14 protein-coding genes and 1 riboswitch are annotated in these 15,268 nt (G+C 61.5%); of the genes, 8 read left to right on the top strand and 6 right to left on the bottom strand.

Translation table 11 applies throughout. The features are described from left to right. Positions 1–39: 39 nt before the first annotated feature. Positions 40–1,143 carry a hypothetical protein gene (locus tag AC0L26_RS12680; protein WP_473632832.1) on the bottom strand — a complete coding sequence of 368 codons (1,104 nt, stop codon included), beginning with the start codon at positions 1,141–1,143 and terminating at the stop codon, positions 40–42. A 525-nt stretch (positions 1,144–1,668) separates the two neighbouring features. On the opposite strand from AC0L26_RS12680, the gene AC0L26_RS12675 reads away from it, so the two are divergent. From AC0L26_RS12675 to AC0L26_RS12655, 5 genes are all read left to right on the top strand, one after another. Next, entirely contained in the window at positions 1,669–2,835 is a 1,167-nt protein-coding gene (locus AC0L26_RS12675; RefSeq protein ID WP_473632831.1) for a diphosphate--fructose-6-phosphate 1-phosphotransferase, read from the top strand. A gap of 16 nt (positions 2,836–2,851) precedes the next feature. Continuing rightward, positions 2,852–3,577: an MBL fold metallo-hydrolase gene (locus AC0L26_RS12670; protein WP_473632830.1), complete on the top strand. Its 726-nt coding sequence runs from the start codon at positions 2,852–2,854 to the stop codon at positions 3,575–3,577. A 460-nt stretch (positions 3,578–4,037) separates the two neighbouring features. Beyond that, on the top strand, positions 4,038–5,573 hold the full coding sequence (locus AC0L26_RS12665; RefSeq protein WP_473632829.1) for a DegQ family serine endoprotease: 1,536 nt from the start codon (positions 4,038–4,040) through the stop codon (positions 5,571–5,573). 109 nt (positions 5,574–5,682) lie between these two features. After that, positions 5,683–6,294, top strand: coding sequence for a molybdopterin-dependent oxidoreductase (locus AC0L26_RS12660; RefSeq protein ID WP_473632828.1), 612 nt, complete (start codon positions 5,683–5,685; stop codon positions 6,292–6,294). After that, positions 6,291–7,037, top strand: coding sequence for an FAD-binding oxidoreductase (locus AC0L26_RS12655; protein ID WP_473632827.1), 747 nt, complete (start codon positions 6,291–6,293; stop codon positions 7,035–7,037). The genes AC0L26_RS12660 and AC0L26_RS12655 overlap by 4 nt, the downstream gene beginning before the upstream one ends. Positions 7,038–7,124: 87 nt before the next feature. On the opposite strand, the gene AC0L26_RS12650 is transcribed toward AC0L26_RS12655, so the two are convergent. Continuing rightward, positions 7,125–8,240 carry an FAD-binding oxidoreductase gene (locus tag AC0L26_RS12650; protein ID WP_473633200.1) on the bottom strand — a complete coding sequence of 372 codons (1,116 nt, stop codon included), beginning with the start codon at positions 8,238–8,240 and terminating at the stop codon, positions 7,125–7,127. Between the two features lie 25 nt (positions 8,241–8,265). Further along, positions 8,266–9,513: an aromatic ring-hydroxylating oxygenase subunit alpha gene (locus AC0L26_RS12645; protein ID WP_473632826.1), complete on the bottom strand. Its 1,248-nt coding sequence runs from the start codon at positions 9,511–9,513 to the stop codon at positions 8,266–8,268. A 112-nt stretch (positions 9,514–9,625) separates the two neighbouring features. Then, a riboswitch (cobalamin riboswitch) is annotated at positions 9,626–9,827 on the bottom strand. A gap of 507 nt (positions 9,828–10,334) precedes the next feature. On the opposite strand from AC0L26_RS12645, the gene AC0L26_RS12640 reads away from it, so the two are divergent. The 3 genes from AC0L26_RS12640 (at position 10,335) to AC0L26_RS12630 (ending at position 11,151) form a co-directional block, all read left to right on the top strand. After that, on the top strand, positions 10,335–10,535 hold the full coding sequence (locus AC0L26_RS12640; RefSeq protein WP_473632825.1) for a DUF680 domain-containing protein: 201 nt from the start codon (positions 10,335–10,337) through the stop codon (positions 10,533–10,535). A gap of 86 nt (positions 10,536–10,621) precedes the next feature. Beyond that, positions 10,622–10,843: a DUF680 domain-containing protein gene (locus tag AC0L26_RS12635; protein WP_352926646.1), complete on the top strand. Its 222-nt coding sequence runs from the start codon at positions 10,622–10,624 to the stop codon at positions 10,841–10,843. A 71-nt stretch (positions 10,844–10,914) separates the two neighbouring features. Beyond that, on the top strand, positions 10,915–11,151 hold the full coding sequence (locus AC0L26_RS12630) for a DUF680 domain-containing protein (protein WP_473632824.1): 237 nt from the start codon (positions 10,915–10,917) through the stop codon (positions 11,149–11,151). Positions 11,152–11,307: 156 nt separating this feature from the next. On the opposite strand, the gene AC0L26_RS12625 is transcribed toward AC0L26_RS12630, so the two are convergent. From AC0L26_RS12625 to AC0L26_RS12615, 3 genes are read right to left on the bottom strand one after another with little or no spacing between them, the layout of a single operon-like run. Beyond that, entirely contained in the window at positions 11,308–12,420 is a 1,113-nt protein-coding gene (locus AC0L26_RS12625) for an ABC transporter ATP-binding protein (protein ID WP_473632823.1), read from the bottom strand. A gap of 24 nt (positions 12,421–12,444) precedes the next feature. After that, entirely contained in the window at positions 12,445–14,109 is a 1,665-nt protein-coding gene (gene bglA, locus AC0L26_RS12620) for a beta-galactosidase BglA (protein ID WP_473632822.1), read from the bottom strand. A gap of 4 nt (positions 14,110–14,113) precedes the next feature. Continuing rightward, positions 14,114–15,268 carry a carbohydrate ABC transporter permease gene (locus AC0L26_RS12615; RefSeq protein ID WP_473632821.1) on the bottom strand — a complete coding sequence of 385 codons (1,155 nt, stop codon included), beginning with the start codon at positions 15,266–15,268 and terminating at the stop codon, positions 14,114–14,116.

Raw genomic sequence — 15,268 nt, 5'->3', positions numbered from 1 at the left:
CCTAGCCATATTTCTTTCCTCCCGCGCCAAATCTCGGATTTATCTGCCGGTAATAAGGTCCAATATTCTCTGATCTTTGTCTTGATCCTCTAGGCGATTGAGTTCGCGAGCACTTTCTGCCGCTTGACGCCGGAACTTTTGGCTCGCTTCGGCATCGCTTCTTGCTTCTGCCACAGTTGGCCCGCCGAGCGACGGCAGTTGCATCACCAGCGTGAGCGTATGCACGTCGACTCTTTCCCGGTTGGCGCGCAGCAGCGCCCCTTTTACATCTGTGCCTCTCGCCTGTTGGCTCAATTCAAGCTTGGGGGAGATGCCGCCTGTCAATGTCGTGGTGAACACAAGCGTATCGCTCAGAGTAGGCAGCGGCGGTTTGCCGGATGCCACAAGCAACTCGGCATCCGACAATTGTCCAATGAGATTGCCCGACTGATTGGATGTGATGAAGCTCCTAATGATCTCAATGAGGTCTAGCTTGCCGGCAATCGGGTAAGCGCCATTTGGCAGTGGCTCGCCCGGTCGTTCCTGCCTGAACCTGTTGCATTCCCGGATCGTCGGGCGGTTCGTCAGCAACTCGTCGACGCGGTCACCTAACACGAATTCGCGTTTCGCCCGGCGTTTGCCTTCAAACGACCCACCAATGGTGGTCGTTAGCGTTCCTCGGCTAACAACGCTCAGAAGGTCGACATTGGCACCCAAGGCATCAGTCTGTGTCATGTCGAAGACGAATTTGTAGGCGATAAAGGCTTTGGAGTAAGTCTCGACAACCTGCCTGATCTCTGGATCATCGACTGGCAAACCCCTGTATCCGGAAGTGAGGAACGCCTGGAAAGCCTCGGACTCATAATTGGCTCTCCATACCCAAATGTCTTCCTTTTCAGCCGCGCCGATATGCGCGGGCACGAGCCGAATGAGGCGTTCGCGGCTCAGACTCGCGGCCACCTCTCGATTTTCAAGGTGGCGTGTGAGGGCTTCGCCCAGTAGCGTGATGAACGCATCGCGCATTTCGCATCTGATTGCCTGGGCGATGCGAGCGGTATCGAGACGCGTGACCTGCTGGGTCGTCGGTCGTCCGGCACAGGAAAACAAGACCGGTATAGCGGTCAAAATAGCTGTCGCCCGCAAAATTGCATAAATAAGGCGCAAAACTTTGTCCCCCCAGGAAAGTAAGAGCGCGATATATAAATTCAATATATAAGAGAAAAATAGGGTTCAGGGCCGCTTGAAAATAAGTCTAATCGGTTATTCGTGACGATAATAATGGCCAATAAATCGCTAGAAAATATTGTTCGCGGTGTATTCTACTTTATGATGAAACAAAAATTCCGAGACGTCGCGATCGGCAGCTTTTAGAAGCGACGTCTTATATACCGTATTGTCATCGCGAAGACAAGCGTAATGTATTAAAGTGATTTTTACCCATATAAGCCAGCCATCGCCCGCCTCAAGTTTCCAATATTAGGCTCTATTCCACCGTATCGATCTCGAAATCAAGACGGCTACCCCCACGAAGAAAACCCGGTCGTCGTCGCCTGATGCTGCGGAAAACTGGTTTCCAATTTTCACAGAGGCGGTCCTTCATCTCAAGATACTGCTCCAGACTCTCCCGTTGCGTGATCTCGCAAGACAGGCGAATGTGCCTGCAATTTCACTGCTCGGGAGAACTGAACGATGCCAGGAACTTTTGTGATCGCGCAAGGCGGCGGCCCGACCGCCGTCATCAACCAGACGATGGTGGGCGCCGCGCTCGAGATCCGCAAACGGCATCCCGGCGCCAAGGTTCTAGGCTCCATCCATGGCGTGCGCGGCATCCGCGACGGCAACTATGTCGATCTTTCGGCAATTGCCGAGGACCGGTTGCGGCTGATTGCGGCAACGCCGAGCGCAGCCCTTGGCTCGACCCGCGACAAGCCGGATGAGGCCTATTGCGAGATCATCCTCAACGGGCTGAAGAAGGCCGGCGCCGACGCCTTCATCTACATCGGCGGCAACGACACGTCGGGCACGCAGCAGATACTGACCGACGCCGCCGGCGGCAAGATCGCTTTCGTCCATGCGCCGAAAACCATCGACAACGATCTCGAGGAGAACGATCACACGCCCGGCTTCATTTCGGCGGCCGAATTCGTCGCCGGCGCCTTTCTCTCCGTCGACCTCGATTTTCGCGCTTTGCCCGGTATCTATGTCGGCATCGTCATGGGGCGGCACGCCGGCTTCCTCACCGCCGCCGCTGCAGCATGGCAGCTCGACCCCGACAGCGGCCCGCATCTCGTCTATGTGCCGGAGCGTCCGTTCTCGGCCGCTAGCTTCATCGACGACGTGCGCGCCACGCTCGACCGCCATAAGCGCTGCATCGTTGCAGTCTCCGAAGGCGTCAGCACTGCCGACGGCAAGGCGCTGGTCGAAAGCCTCGTCCCGCCGGACAAACTGGAGCGCGACGCACATGGCAACGTCAAGCTGTCGGGTAGCGACCTGCCGGCCGCCCTCGAGCGTGCGCTGGCTGAAGGATTGCCGGGCAAGCGGGCGCGTGTCGATGCACTCGGCTACATGCCGCGCGGTTATGTCGGCGCTATCAATCCCGTCGATGCGCAGGAAGCTTTCGACGCCGGCGCCTTCGCCGTTTCGGTGGCCGAACAGGGCGGCGGCTCGGTGGCGCTGCAATATGACGGCAAAAAAACCGTGCTGAAGAAAGTGCCGCTGAAAAATGTCGCCGGCAAGACGCGCCATATGCCTGACGATTTTATGAAGCCTGATGTCAACCAGCTCTCTGATGCGGGCATGGCCTATCTGAAGCGGCTGGTCCCCGAGAAATACAAGGTCGGGAAGCCGTTCGTCTGATGCCGGGTCTCTTGCGATGACTGACTGGTTCAGCAAGACCGTCGTCGACGCCGATACGACGATGCTGACCGAGCCGTTCGTGCATGATTTCGTGCGCGCCAACATCTGGCATCTGCGTGGCCGCGACGTCGACCTGCTCGTCGACACCGGTATGGGGCTTTGTCCGCTGGCGCCTGAGATCGACACGCCTGATGGCAAGCCGCTGCTCGTCGTCGCCACCCACATCCATCTCGACCATGTCGGCTCGCTGCACGAATTCCCGCTGCGGGCAGGGCCGAGGATGAGTGCCGCGCATTTCGACAGCATGGACGAAGCGGTCACCTACGCCCACATGTTCCACGATCTCGACGGCGCCGTCTCGAAGCTGCCGGCGCCCGGCTGGAAAGCGGCCGATTACAAAATTCCACCGGCCCCGCTGACGCGAACGCTTGACGAGGGCGATTTGATCGATCTCGGCGATAGGCAGTTCCGCGTGCTGCATCTGCCCGGCCATTCGCCCGATTCGATCGCGCTGTTCGATGAGGCCGACGGCCTGTTCTTCGCCGGCGACGCCATCTACGACGCCGTGCTGATCGACGACCTGCCGGATTCCGACCGACCAGCCTATCGCAGCACCATGCAGCGGCTGCTCGATTTGCCCATCCGCATCGGCCATGGCGGCCACGGCCCGAGCTTCGATGCAAAACGGATGCGCGAGATCGCCACCGCCTATCTCAGGCGAACAGACGGGATCGGCGGATAAGAGGCTCCGGCAGGGCGGGAAGAGACGCGGACAGGCGCCGTCGGCGAAGCCGCCGATCTCCCCGCAGGGGTCCCGCAAGGGGGAGTGGCGGTCATCGCGGCTTTCGCCAACCCACCGCCACCCAAGCGATTGGGCTCTGGTTGCCAACAATTTCGCTTGACTTGTGACGGCAGTTATGCTATGAATTTATTCGTGGTGCTGACTGCGCCTACGACCCGCCGCCGAGGCGGGTTTTTTGTTTTCGGGTTTCTGCGCATCGCCCGCGGGCGACACCCACCCGTATATTAAATCTTCGTAATATCATCTGGAAACCCCAATCGGCGCCCTAGATGCGGAGGCTGTCGATCCGGTCGGCTGCCGCGCCAGGCGAGACAGGCAGGCGACCCTCGACACGCCGAATGGGCGGTTCCCCAGCCGGAACGCCACGGTGCCCAACCAATTTCTCGCCCGGACAACGGCCATGTCACCCATCCATATTCTTCGCAGACATCGCGTCGCCGCCTTGCTGGGCGCCGCACTGATCGTCAGCCCTTTAATCGTGCCCCTCGCCCCCAAGCTGAGTAGTGCTCTGGCAGAAACAGTGACGCCTCCCGTCACCGGCATCACGGTGCCCAATGGATCGTTCGCCCCGATCGTCGCGGCCGACAAACCGGCAGTGGTGACGATCACCACCGTCATGAAGGCACAGTCGGAGACCATGAGCGACGCTGCTCCCTTCGGCGACGGTTCACCCTTCGACGACTATTTCCGTCAGTTCTTCGGCGACCAGGGACTGCCCGGCCCCAGGACGCCACCTCAGCAGGCGCCTCGCGCAGAGGCGCTCGGCTCCGGCTTCATTGTCGCCGCCGACGGCACCATCGTCACCAACAATCACGTCATCGATGGCGCCACGTCGATCAAGGTGACGCTCGACGACGGTACCGAACTTCCTGCCAGACTGGTTGGCCAAGACGCCAAGAACGACCTCGCTGTCCTCAAGATCGAATCCGACAAGGACCTGCCGACCGTCAAATGGGGCAACTCCGACAAGCTCATGCCGGGCGACCAGGTGCTTGCTTTCGGCAACCCGTTCGGTCTCGGCACCACGGTTACATCAGGCATCGTCTCGGCGCGCGGCCGCGATCTGCACAGCGGGCCGTTTGACGATTTCATTCAGATCGACGCGCCGATCAACCACGGCAACTCAGGCGGTCCGCTGATGGATGTGCGCGGCAACGTCGTCGGCATCAACACGGCGATCTTTTCGCCGAATGGCGGCAGCGTCGGCGTTGGCTTCGCCATCCCGTCGGACCAGGCTCAGAAGGTGGTCGCCAAGCTGATGAAGGGCGGCTCCATCCAATACGGCTATCTCGGCGTCCAGATCCAGCCGGTGACGCCGGATGTGGCGAGCGCCGTCGGCCTCGATCCGCCCAGCGGTGCATTGGTTTCCGAGGTCACCGACGGCTCGCCGGCAGCAAAAGCCGGGATCGAGACCGGCGACGTCGTCACCAGCTTTGCCGGTCAACAGATAAAGGATCCCAAGGACCTGTCGCGTACCGTTGCCGACGTCGCGCCGGGCGCCACGGAAACGCTCGATGTCTGGCGCAAAGGGAAGACTGTCGAAATTTCCGTCGACGTCGGGCGCAATGGAGACGATGTGCAGCCGGCATCAGTCGGCGGCGGACCGGAGGCACCGTCCGCACAGCCGGGCCTTCGTGCGCCGGCGATCGGCCTCGGTCTGATGGACGTCACCCCGGATGTCCGACAGGCGATGAACTTGGCGCCCAACCAGCGCGGCGCGCTGGTCGAGAGCGTCAATCCTGACAAGGCGGCCTCGGCTTCCGGTATCCAGCCGGGCGACATCATCGTCGCCGTCAACCAGGCGCCGGTGCGTGACGCCAGACAGGCTGACCAGGCGATCGCCCAGGCTGGGAAGGCTGGAAAAAAATCCGTGCTGCTGCTCGTCGAACGCGGCGACGCACAGATGTTCGTCGCCGTGCCCTTCGCTAAGGGCTGAAGCGGCGCATTGCCGCGAGGTTGCGGCCAAAATTATGGTTGCCCGCCAGAGCATCTTCGAGAAGACTGGTGATGGCCGGTAAACGGCCTCAAGCAAACGGATTGTCTCGATGGTCACGCGCGGCTTCTCTTCAGGACGAAAGCCCCCGACGGATGCGGATGCGCGCATTCCGCCGGGGCAGTATCTCGAGCAAGGGTTTCCGGTGCTGTCGGCCGGGCCGACGCCGCGTGTGCGCACAGAGGAGTGGTCGTTCACGCTCAAGCACGGGCCGCGGCCGATCAAGAAGTGGAATTGGGCCGAATTCAATGCCTTGCCCATGAGCAAGATGACCCGCGACATCCATTGCGTCACCGCTTGGACCAAGTTCGACACGGCCTGGCAGGGTGTGCTGGTCGACGATATTCTGGCGGATGCCGGCATCGAGCCGCCGACCGGCTTCACGCTGGCGCTGTCGTTCGACGGCTACACCACCAACGTGCCGACGAAGGACCTCACCAGCGGCAAGGCGATGGTGGCGCTGCTTTATGAAGGCGAGCCGATCACGCCGGACCATGGCGGCCCGGCGCGGCTGCTGGTTCCGCATCTCTATTTCTGGAAATCGGCCAAATGGCTGAACGGGCTGCAGTTCACCGAGCGCGACGAGCCTGGCTTCTGGGAGTTGCGCGGCTATCACATCTATGGCGACCCGTGGCGCGAGCAGCGCTATACGGGCGATCCATGAGCGACGGGCCGGCGGCGCAGTCGCCCTGGCAGACGGTCACCATCAGGCGCATCGAAAAGCGCACGCCGCGCGTCACCAGCTTTTTCCTCCAGCCTTCGCGGCCCTTCGCCTATCGTGCCGGGCAGCATGTCGATGTCAGGCTGACGGCGCCGGACGGCTATCAGGCGCGCCGCTCCTACTCCATTGCCTCGGCGCCGGAAGCCGGCGAGACGATCGAGCTGGCGATCGAAAGGCTCGACGACGGCGAGGTCTCGCCCTTCTTCCACGAGGTCGCTGCGGTCGGCGACGAGGTCGAGTTGCGCGGACCGCTCGGCGGCCACTTCGTCTGGTCCGACAGCGACGGCGGCCCGCTTTTGCTCGTCGGCGGCGGATCGGGCGTGGTGCCGCTGATGGCGATGATCCGCCATCGTTCCGCGCGGAAATCGACGGTGCCGGCGGCGTTGGTGTTTTCCACACGGGTCTGGGACGAGGTGATCTTTCGCGACGAGCTGATCGATTTCCACGATCGCCGGGACGGCTTCGATCTGGTGCTGACGCTGACGCGCGAGCCGGCCCGGCGCCCGGCGGACTATTCACGGCGGATCGATGTTGCGATGATAGAGCAATCGATGGTGCGACTGCCCGCGCCGCCAAGGTTCACCTTTGTCTGCGGCTCGAATGCCTTCGTATCGGCCGCCGCCCAGGCGCTGATCGATGCCGGCGTTCCGGCAGGCCTTATCCGCACCGAGCGCTACGGGGTTTAATGCATATCGCGCAAAAATGTGCAGCGGTTTTGCGATAACGACATGCGTCGCATAATGCCGGTCAGACGTGCTCTAGGCGCCTGCCTTTCAGGCCTCGATTTCCAACGCCGACAGCGGCTTCGAACAGCAGGCAAGAATGAAGCCGTCATCGATCTCGTGATCGAGGATGCCGCCATTGTGGCTCATCTCGACTGTGCCTGAGACCTTTTTCACCTTGCAGGTTCCGCACAGGCCGAACTCGCAGGCCGCCGGGATGCGCACGCCCGAAGCACGCGCCGTCTGCAGCACGGTCTGGCCGGCAACGCAGTCGGCATCGATATCCGAAAGCGAAAAGCGGATCGGCGTTGCCGCCTCGGCAGGTGCTTCGGCCCCGCCCCCTGCCGGCCCATCCTTTGCCGGCGAACCAAATGGGGCCGGTATTTCCTCCACCACTGGAGCCGCAAAGCTTTCCTGATGATAGTTGGCCATGTCGAAGCCGGCGGCCTCCAGCATCTGCCGCACGGCGCGCATGAACGGGTCGGGGCCGCAGCAGAAGATTTCCCGCTCGCGAAAATCCGGCGCCAAAAGCGGCAGCCTGATCGCGTCGATCCGGCCCATATGGCCGAACCAGCCCTCGCGGCTGGAGCGCTCTTCGATCATGAAGCCGAGCGTTAGGCCCGGCATGCGGCTGCCGAGCAGCTCGAGTTCCTTGCGGAAGATGATCTCCTCGGGCTTTCGCGCGCAGTTGACGAAGCCGACATCGGTCCAGGGCGCGCAGTCGTTTAGCCAGCGCAGCATCGACATCATCGGCGTCACGCCGGAGCCGGCTGAAATGAACAGATATTTGGCCGCGGGATGGCTGTGCAGCGAAAAGTCGCCCGCCGGCCCATAGGCCTTCACGTGAACGCCGGGCTTGAGATTGTCGAACATCCAGCGCGTGCCGACGCTGCCGGCCTGCGCCTTCACCGTCACCGCGATCGAAAACGGCCGCGACGGCGAGGACGACAGCGTATAGGTCCGCATCAGCGGGCCGTCACTGGTCGGCAGTTCCAGCGTCACGAACTGCCCCGGTCTGTAGCGGAACCAGGTCTGGTTGTCGGAGCGGAAGGTGAACGTCTTCACGTCAGGCGCCTCGTCGCTGACGCCGATCACTTCCAGAACCTGGAGCCTGTCGTTCCAGGGCGCCATATCGTCGAGATGGCGGTAGAGCCCGAGATCCGTCATTGCGTTCATCTCTTCACGTTTCTCTTCAGGTGACGCTGCGCAGCGCCGGCCGGCCGTCCTCGGCAAGGCGCGGTCCGATGAAGGAGGCGTACCATTCGACGAACTGGATGACGCCGCCCTCATGCAGTTCCGAATAAGGGCCGGGCTCGTAAGCCGGCGACAGGATGCCGAAAGCGTTTTCCTCGACGATGCGGCGGTCCTGGTCGTTGGTCTCGGTCCAGACATGGGTGAGTTCGGCAAGGTCGTAATCGACGCCCTCGACCGCGTCCTTATGGACCAGCCATTTGGTGGTGACGGCGGTTTCGGTGGCGCTGATCGGCAGCACGCGGAAGGTGACCGCATGATCGCCGAGGATGTGGTTCCAGGTCGTCGGATAGTGATAGAGCAGCAGCGAGCCGATACGGTCCGTGGAAACGCTGTCGGAAAGGTTCTTCTTTACGGCGCGTCTTCCCGTCATCGTATAGCTGACGGCGTCGCGCAGCAGCGGCGCGCGGGTGGCGCGGTATTGTCCCGCCGGATCGATGCGGAACTTGCTCGGCAGGCCCGCTGCCTCGCATTTCGTCCAGTGCGCCAGCATCTCGGGATCGCTGTCGGCGCCCTGCACGCCGGTCACGGTCGGTGCCTCCGGGAATGTCTTGCACAGTTCCGGATGATTGCCGGCGCAATGATAGCACTCGCGGTTGTTTTCCCAGACGAGCTTCCAGTTGCCCTTCTCGACGATAGTCGATTCGAACGCCACCTTTGCCTCGCGCAGCCGGTGCGGCAACAGGTAAGGTTCGATCATGGCGCGCATCGGCGCGAAATCGGCGGGCTCCTTGGCCAGGCAGATGAAGATGTAGCCGCCGACGCTCTCGCAAGCGACCGGCCTCAGGCCGAACTGGCTTTTGTCGAAACCGTCCGCCATCTGGCGGGCGAACAGAAGCCGGCCGTCCAACTCGTAGGTCCATTGGTGATAGGGGCAGACGAGCTTCGCCGCCGTGCCCTTGTCGGCATTGCAGACGCGGCTGCCGCGATGCCGGCAGGAGTTGTGGAAGGCATTGATCTTGCCTTGCTGGTCGCGGACCAGCACAACCGGATAATCGCCGATCTGGGCGGTGATGTAGCTGCCCGGCTTCGGCAGTTCGCAATCATGGCCGATGAACAGCCAGTCGCGATACCAGATCAGCTCCATGTCGAGTTTGAAGAAGTCGGCATCGGTGTAGAAGGGCTGCTCGAGCGAGTAGCCTTGCCTGCGGCCGTGCAAGAGCCTCAGCATGTCGTTGCGCGTGTCCATGTCCTGTCCTCTTGGCTAAGGACTGACTATGGTGGTGATGGAGGAAGGATCGGCGCAGGCCGGCGAACGGCCGGCATGAACTATCCGCCTCTTGACCGCCCACCGCGATCAGTCGAGTTCAACACCTCGGGCTGGTTTCCGGGCTCTGGAGTGTCCTTGCGGGCGGTCGCGACACCTTCCCAGGCTTGTGGCCCAGTGGTCTCCCGTTGCGACTTGAACTCCACCACCGTTGCGGGGGCAGCGCCGGGTTCTGACCGGCTTCCCAATTCTCCGCTTCGTCGTCACCAAGCGGCACCTGAGATGGTGTGATCTAATCATGACGGCCGGCCGACTGTCGGCATGAAAGCGACATCGTATCCATGCGGCGCGACACAGCCGGCCAAACCTGCAGGTTGGCAATAGCAGGGCTGGAACCCCATTTTTCGGCGGCCATTGCCGGCGGTCGTGGCATCGAATCCGACCCGTAGCGGAGACAAAGAAGGTTAACAGTTTCCAAAAGTGACTATTAGCCACTTCTAAAATCGAACCGAACGGTTCGTTTCTGTTGACAATGCGTGTATAACGCTGTGAACGCAGGTCCGCCAATCCGTCAAATGGGCGAATAGTGCATTCGGCTTAAGTAATTGAAAGAACAACCAAAGTCGATGCAGATAGAAGCACCTGGTACAATTTCAAGGTGCAGATTCTTGGTCCACACGGAACAACTTCGTGATTGGAATCTGCCGGATGGCCTTCCCACATCGGGCCTGTCCGAACGACGCGAATTCCTTTCAAGACACGCCGCTAGACGGACCGAAAACTAAGATACTGGAGTACCAACAATGAAAAAGATTGCTCTTGCTGCCGTCGCCGTTTTGGCCATCACCGGCAGTGCCTTTGCCGGCAGCGACCATTATGGGTCCGACGGCGCCAACCAGCCGACTGCTGCGGTCGACAGCTCTTACACGGCTTCCATTCAGAAGCCGGCTCACGCTGAAAAGCCCGTTGTCCAGGGCGCCGACCGTAACCGTTTCGGCAATTAACAGCTGATCCCACAATTAACAGCTGATCCCAGACAGGCGGCGGCCAAGTCTGCCGCTCGGGATCTGACAAATCTGGAGTACTAGAAATGAAAAAGATCATTCTTGCCACTGCCGCCATTTTGGCCATCTCCGGCAGCGCTTTTGCCGGTAGCGACAACTTTGGATCCAACGGCGCCAACCAGCCGGCCGTTGGGGTCGACAGCTCGTACACGGCTTCGGTTCAGAATTCGGCATTGGCGCAGAATCCGGTTCCGGCTGACGAGAAGCCCGTCAACAGCAGTGACCGTGACCGCTTCGGCAACAACTAACAGTCAGTTCCAACAGAGCGGCGGCATCTGCCCGCCGCTCTGGTGGAACATGAAAATCCAGGAACATTAAAATGAAGAAGATTGCTCTCACTGCCGCCGCACTTTTGCTTGTTGCCGGCAGCGCCTATGCCAACAACGACAAGGTTGGCGGGACCGACATCAACGAGCAGGCGACCGTCAACGTCGACAACACGCAGACGTCTTCGGTGCGCAACACCGCTTCGCCGGTCTACAAGCTGCTCAATTCGTCGGGCGACGTACACAAGTCCGCCCCGCAGGGCAGCGACCGGAACCTGTTCGGCCGCTAGCGCATCGGCCCGAAAATCGGAATCGATTTTCGGAAAGCACGATGCGTAGGTTCAAAGTGTTAGAGCGACTTGAAAGCGCAAGAGCGGCGGGCTTTGCCCGCCGCTCTTGTTTTTGGCTTCGCCAAACTGCTTATATCGGCAGTCTTGCGGCCTCTCTCAGGCCGCCTTTGCTTCCGCTTCGTGAAGCGTGAAGGACCGCCCGTCGGCATCGAAGATGTGGAGGTCGCCAGCGTCCGCACTCAGCCGCAGCTTTGCCCCGCGCTTGACCTCGACATTGCCGGGCAGCTTGGTCACCAGCGGCAGGTCGGCGCGGCCGATGTCGACATAGACAAGCTGGACCTCGCCGAGCTGCTCGACATAGTCGACCGTTCCCTCGAAAAGATAATCCGCACCGCTAGCGATCACCAGATCCTCCGGCCGCACGCCGAAGCTCACCGAAGCACCTTTCGCTGAAGCAGGCGTGGCGATCGGCACCGTCGCCTTGCGCCCGCCGACATGGCTGACCATGGTCGGGTTGCCTGATTTGTCGATCGTCGCCGGCAGGATGTTCATGGCCGGCGAGCCGATGAACTGGGCGACGAACAGATTGCCGGGTTTCTTGTAGAGCTCCATCGGCGTGCCGACCTGCTCGATATGACCATCCTTGAGAACCACGATGCGGTCGGCCAGCGTCATTGCCTCGACCTGGTCGTGGGTGACGTAGATCATCGTTGTGGCAGGCATCGACTCCTTGAGCTTGGCGATCTCGATGCGGGTTGCGACGCGCAGTGCCGCGTCGAGGTTCGACAGCGGCTCGTCGAACAGGAAGACCTTCGGGTTGCGCACGATGGCGCGGCCGATTGCGACGCGCTGGCGCTGGCCGCCCGACATCGCCTTGGGCAAGCGGTCGAGATATTTGGTCAGCTGCAGGATTTCCGCCGCCTGGCGCACCCGCTTGTCGATCTCGGCCTTGCTCTCCTTACCGATCTTCATCGAGAACGCCATGTTGTCGTAGACGGTCATGTGCGGATAAAGCGCATAGGACTGGAACACCATGGCGATGCCCCGTTTCGACGGCGGCACGTCGTTGACCACCTCGCCGTCGATCCTGAGCTCTCCGGAGGTGATTTCCTCAAGCCCGGCGATGGACCGCAGCAAGGTCGACTTGCCGCAGCCCGAAGGCCCGACGAAGACGATGAACTCGCCCGACCTTATGTCGAGGTCGATGCCGTGCAGAATGTTGAGATTGCCGTAAGATTTCTTCACTTGCCTTAGCGTGACATCGGCCATGGTTCCCTCCAGTGAATTGCAAACTTAGTCGATGCGCCCGAACCAGGCGCCGTAGCCGCCGAGGCGGATAGAACCGGCGCCAGTCTGTCCCGAAAACCCGTGCCCCGGCAAGGGCTGCAGCGAGCGTCCGGCGAGATCGATTTCGGCCGGTCGGCTGCCGAGATTGAAGACGCAGACGATCTGCTCGTTGCCCTCGCGACGCGTGAAGGCGACCGTATCGCCTTCGCTTTCGATGAAGTCGATATCGCCCTTGGCCAGCGCCGGGTGCAATCGGCGGAAGCCGAGAAAGCGCCGGTAGTGTTCGAGCAGCGAGCTGTCGTCGCCCTGCTGCACATCGACCGCTTGCGAAAGGTGCTTGGTGGGCACGGGCAGCCATGGCTTTGCCTTGGAGAAGCCGCCATTGCTGTCGGCGCCATTCCAGACCATCGGCGTGCGGCAACCGTCGCGGCCCTTGAATTCCGGCCAGAAGCGGATGCCGTAGGGGTCCTGCAGATCCTCGAATTGCAATTCCGCTTCGCCAAGACCGAGCTCCTCGCCCTGATAGATGCAGACCGAGCCGCGCAGCGACATCAGCAGTGCCGAGATCACCTTGAGATAGGCGGTCTGGTCGGCTTCACCGGCCGCCCAGCGCGAGGCAGTACGCATCACGTCGTGGTTGGAGAAGGCCCAGCACGACCAGCCGTCGCTGGCGACCTTGCCGAACGCCTCCAGCACCGAACGCACCTTGGCCGCGCTGATCTTTTCGGGCGCCAGAAAGTCGAACGAGTAGCACATGTGCACGCGCTTGCCGCCGGCGGTATAGGCCGCCACCACCTCCAGCCCGCGTTGTGAATCGCCGACTTCGCCGACCGCCGCCGTCGCCGGATATTCGTCGAGCAGGGCGCGGAAGCGTTCGAGGAAACCGAGGTTTTCGGGGCGGCTCTTGTCGTAGAGGTGATCCTGATAGTTGTACGGGTTGACGGAAGGCGCCGTCTGGTCGTTGCGCTCTTCGGGCGGCAGCGGCGGATTGTCCTCCAGACCCTGGCTGTGGAAATAGAAGTTGATGGTGTCGAGACGGAAGCCGTCGACGCCGCGCTCCAGCCAGAAACGGGTGACATCGAGCAGCGCATCCTGGACCGCGCGGCTGTGGAAGTTGAGATCAGGCTGCTCGGCCAGGAAATTATGCAAATAATATTGCTGGCGGCTGGTGTCCCACTGCCAGGCCGAGCCGCCGAAGATCGACAGCCAGTTGTTGGGTGGCGTGCCGTCGGGCTTGGCGTCGGCCCAGACATACCAGTCCGCCTTAGGATTGGTGCGGCTCGAGCGGCTTTCCCTGAACCACGGATGGATGTCGGCGGTATGCGACAGCACCTCGTCGATCATCACTTTGAGCCCGAGCCTGTGCGCCTCGGCGGTCAGGGCATCGAAATCGGCCAGCGTGCCGAACATCGGATCGACGTCGCAATAGTCTGAAACGTCGTAGCCGAAATCCTTCATCGGCGACTTGAAGAACGGCGAGATCCAGATGGCATCGACGCCGAGCGCCGCGATATAGGGAAGCCTGCCGATGATGCCTTTGAGGTCGCCAATGCCGTCGCCGTTCGAGTCCTGATAGCTGCGCGGATAGATCTGGTAGATCACGGCGCCTCGCCACCAGTCGCGGTCGACGGCGAGGTCGGGGCTCAACGTCGCTTTCACAGCGGATTGCATGAGCTCAACCTCCCTTTACCGAGCCCGCGAGCAGCCCGCGGACGAAATAGCGCTGCAGCGAGAAGAACACGATCAGCGGCACGATAATCGTGATGAAAGCCGATGTCGTCAGGATCTCCCAGTCGCCGCCGCGCGACCCGAGCAACGCATTGAGCTTGGCGGTCAGCACGATCTGGTCGCCCTCTGTGCCGAGGAAAACCATCGCAACCAGCAGATCGTTCCATACCCAGAGAAACTGGAAGATGGCGAAGGAGGCCAATACTGGGAACGACAGCGGCAGCACGATCTTGACGAAGATCTCGAAATCGCTGGCGCCGTCGATGCGCGCCGATTCCATGATTTCGCGCGGCAGGCCGGCAATGTAGCTTCTCAGGAGATAAATGGCGAAGGGCAGGCCGAAGCCGGTATGTGCCAGCCAGATGCCGAGATAGGTTTTCGACGGTACGCCAAAGAAGCTGCCGACGCCGTTATAGAGCTTCAGCAGCGGGATCAGCGACATCTGCAGCGGCACCACCAGGAGCCCGATGATCACCGCGATCAGCAACGCCCGGCCGGGAAAGCGCATCCAGGCCAGCGCATAGGCCGCGAACGCCGCGATCAGGATCGGGATGACGGTGGCCGGAATGGTGACGGTCAGCGAATTCATGAAGGAGCGGCCGATGCCTTCTGAAAACAACACGGTCCTATAATTGTCGGTGGTGAATTTCGGTGGCGCCGACGAGGCGTAGTAGACGCGCTGGCCGCGCTCGCCCTCGAAGGGCTTCGTCGAGGTCATGACGAAACTGCCGTCGGCGTTGAGCAGCAACGTCTCGCCGTCGCCGAGATCGGCCGTCGTGCCCGCGGCATACTGCGTCGGCGCCGACGACTTGACGCCGAAGGCGCTGATGTCGCGGGCCGCATCGTCGCCGAAAATGTTGCCCTCGAGGACGAACTTGCCGTCCTTCTCGATTTGCGCCGAGGCGGGTGGCAGCCGGCCTGCTTCCGTCTGGCTGGAACTGGCGAACGAGTTCCACCAGCCCGAGGCGATGATCTGGTCCTTGTCGCGCAGCGACGAGACAAGAATGCCAAGTGTCGGGATGGTCCAGATCGCGACGAAGATGAAGACCGCGATATGGACGCCGAAACGGCTGGCAAAGGACTTTCCGGTCGCGACCGCCAT

This window comes from Mesorhizobium sp. WSM4823 (assembly GCF_055811195.1).
This window is presented reverse-complemented; position numbering and strand designations above follow the sequence as displayed.

What these genes read in the sequence shown, in the direction of transcription:
- AC0L26_RS12635 (WP_352926646.1), top strand. Translation starts at nt 10,622, where the DNA reads ATGAAAAAGATCATTCTTGCCACTGCCGCCATTTTGGCCATCTCCGGC.
- AC0L26_RS12665 (WP_473632829.1), top strand. Translation starts at nt 4,038, where the DNA reads ATGTCACCCATCCATATTCTTCGCAGACATCGCGTCGCCGCCTTGCTG.
- AC0L26_RS12670 (WP_473632830.1), top strand. Translation starts at nt 2,852, where the DNA reads ATGACTGACTGGTTCAGCAAGACCGTCGTCGACGCCGATACGACGATG.
- AC0L26_RS12630 (WP_473632824.1), top strand. Translation starts at nt 10,915, where the DNA reads ATGAAGAAGATTGCTCTCACTGCCGCCGCACTTTTGCTTGTTGCCGGC.
- AC0L26_RS12640 (WP_473632825.1), top strand. Translation starts at nt 10,335, where the DNA reads ATGAAAAAGATTGCTCTTGCTGCCGTCGCCGTTTTGGCCATCACCGGC.
- AC0L26_RS12650 (WP_473633200.1), bottom strand. Translation starts at nt 8,240, where the DNA reads ATGACGGATCTCGGGCTCTACCGCCATCTCGACGATATGGCGCCCTGG.
- bglA (WP_473632822.1), bottom strand. Translation starts at nt 14,109, where the DNA reads ATGCAATCCGCTGTGAAAGCGACGTTGAGCCCCGACCTCGCCGTCGAC.
- AC0L26_RS12615 (WP_473632821.1), bottom strand. Translation starts at nt 15,268, where the DNA reads ATGGCGGTCGCGACCGGAAAGTCCTTTGCCAGCCGTTTCGGCGTCCAT.
- AC0L26_RS12675 (WP_473632831.1), top strand. Translation starts at nt 1,669, where the DNA reads ATGCCAGGAACTTTTGTGATCGCGCAAGGCGGCGGCCCGACCGCCGTC.
- AC0L26_RS12625 (WP_473632823.1), bottom strand. Translation starts at nt 12,420, where the DNA reads ATGGCCGATGTCACGCTAAGGCAAGTGAAGAAATCTTACGGCAATCTC.
- AC0L26_RS12660 (WP_473632828.1), top strand. Translation starts at nt 5,683, where the DNA reads ATGGTCACGCGCGGCTTCTCTTCAGGACGAAAGCCCCCGACGGATGCG.
- AC0L26_RS12655 (WP_473632827.1), top strand. Translation starts at nt 6,291, where the DNA reads ATGAGCGACGGGCCGGCGGCGCAGTCGCCCTGGCAGACGGTCACCATC.
- AC0L26_RS12645 (WP_473632826.1), bottom strand. Translation starts at nt 9,513, where the DNA reads ATGGACACGCGCAACGACATGCTGAGGCTCTTGCACGGCCGCAGGCAA.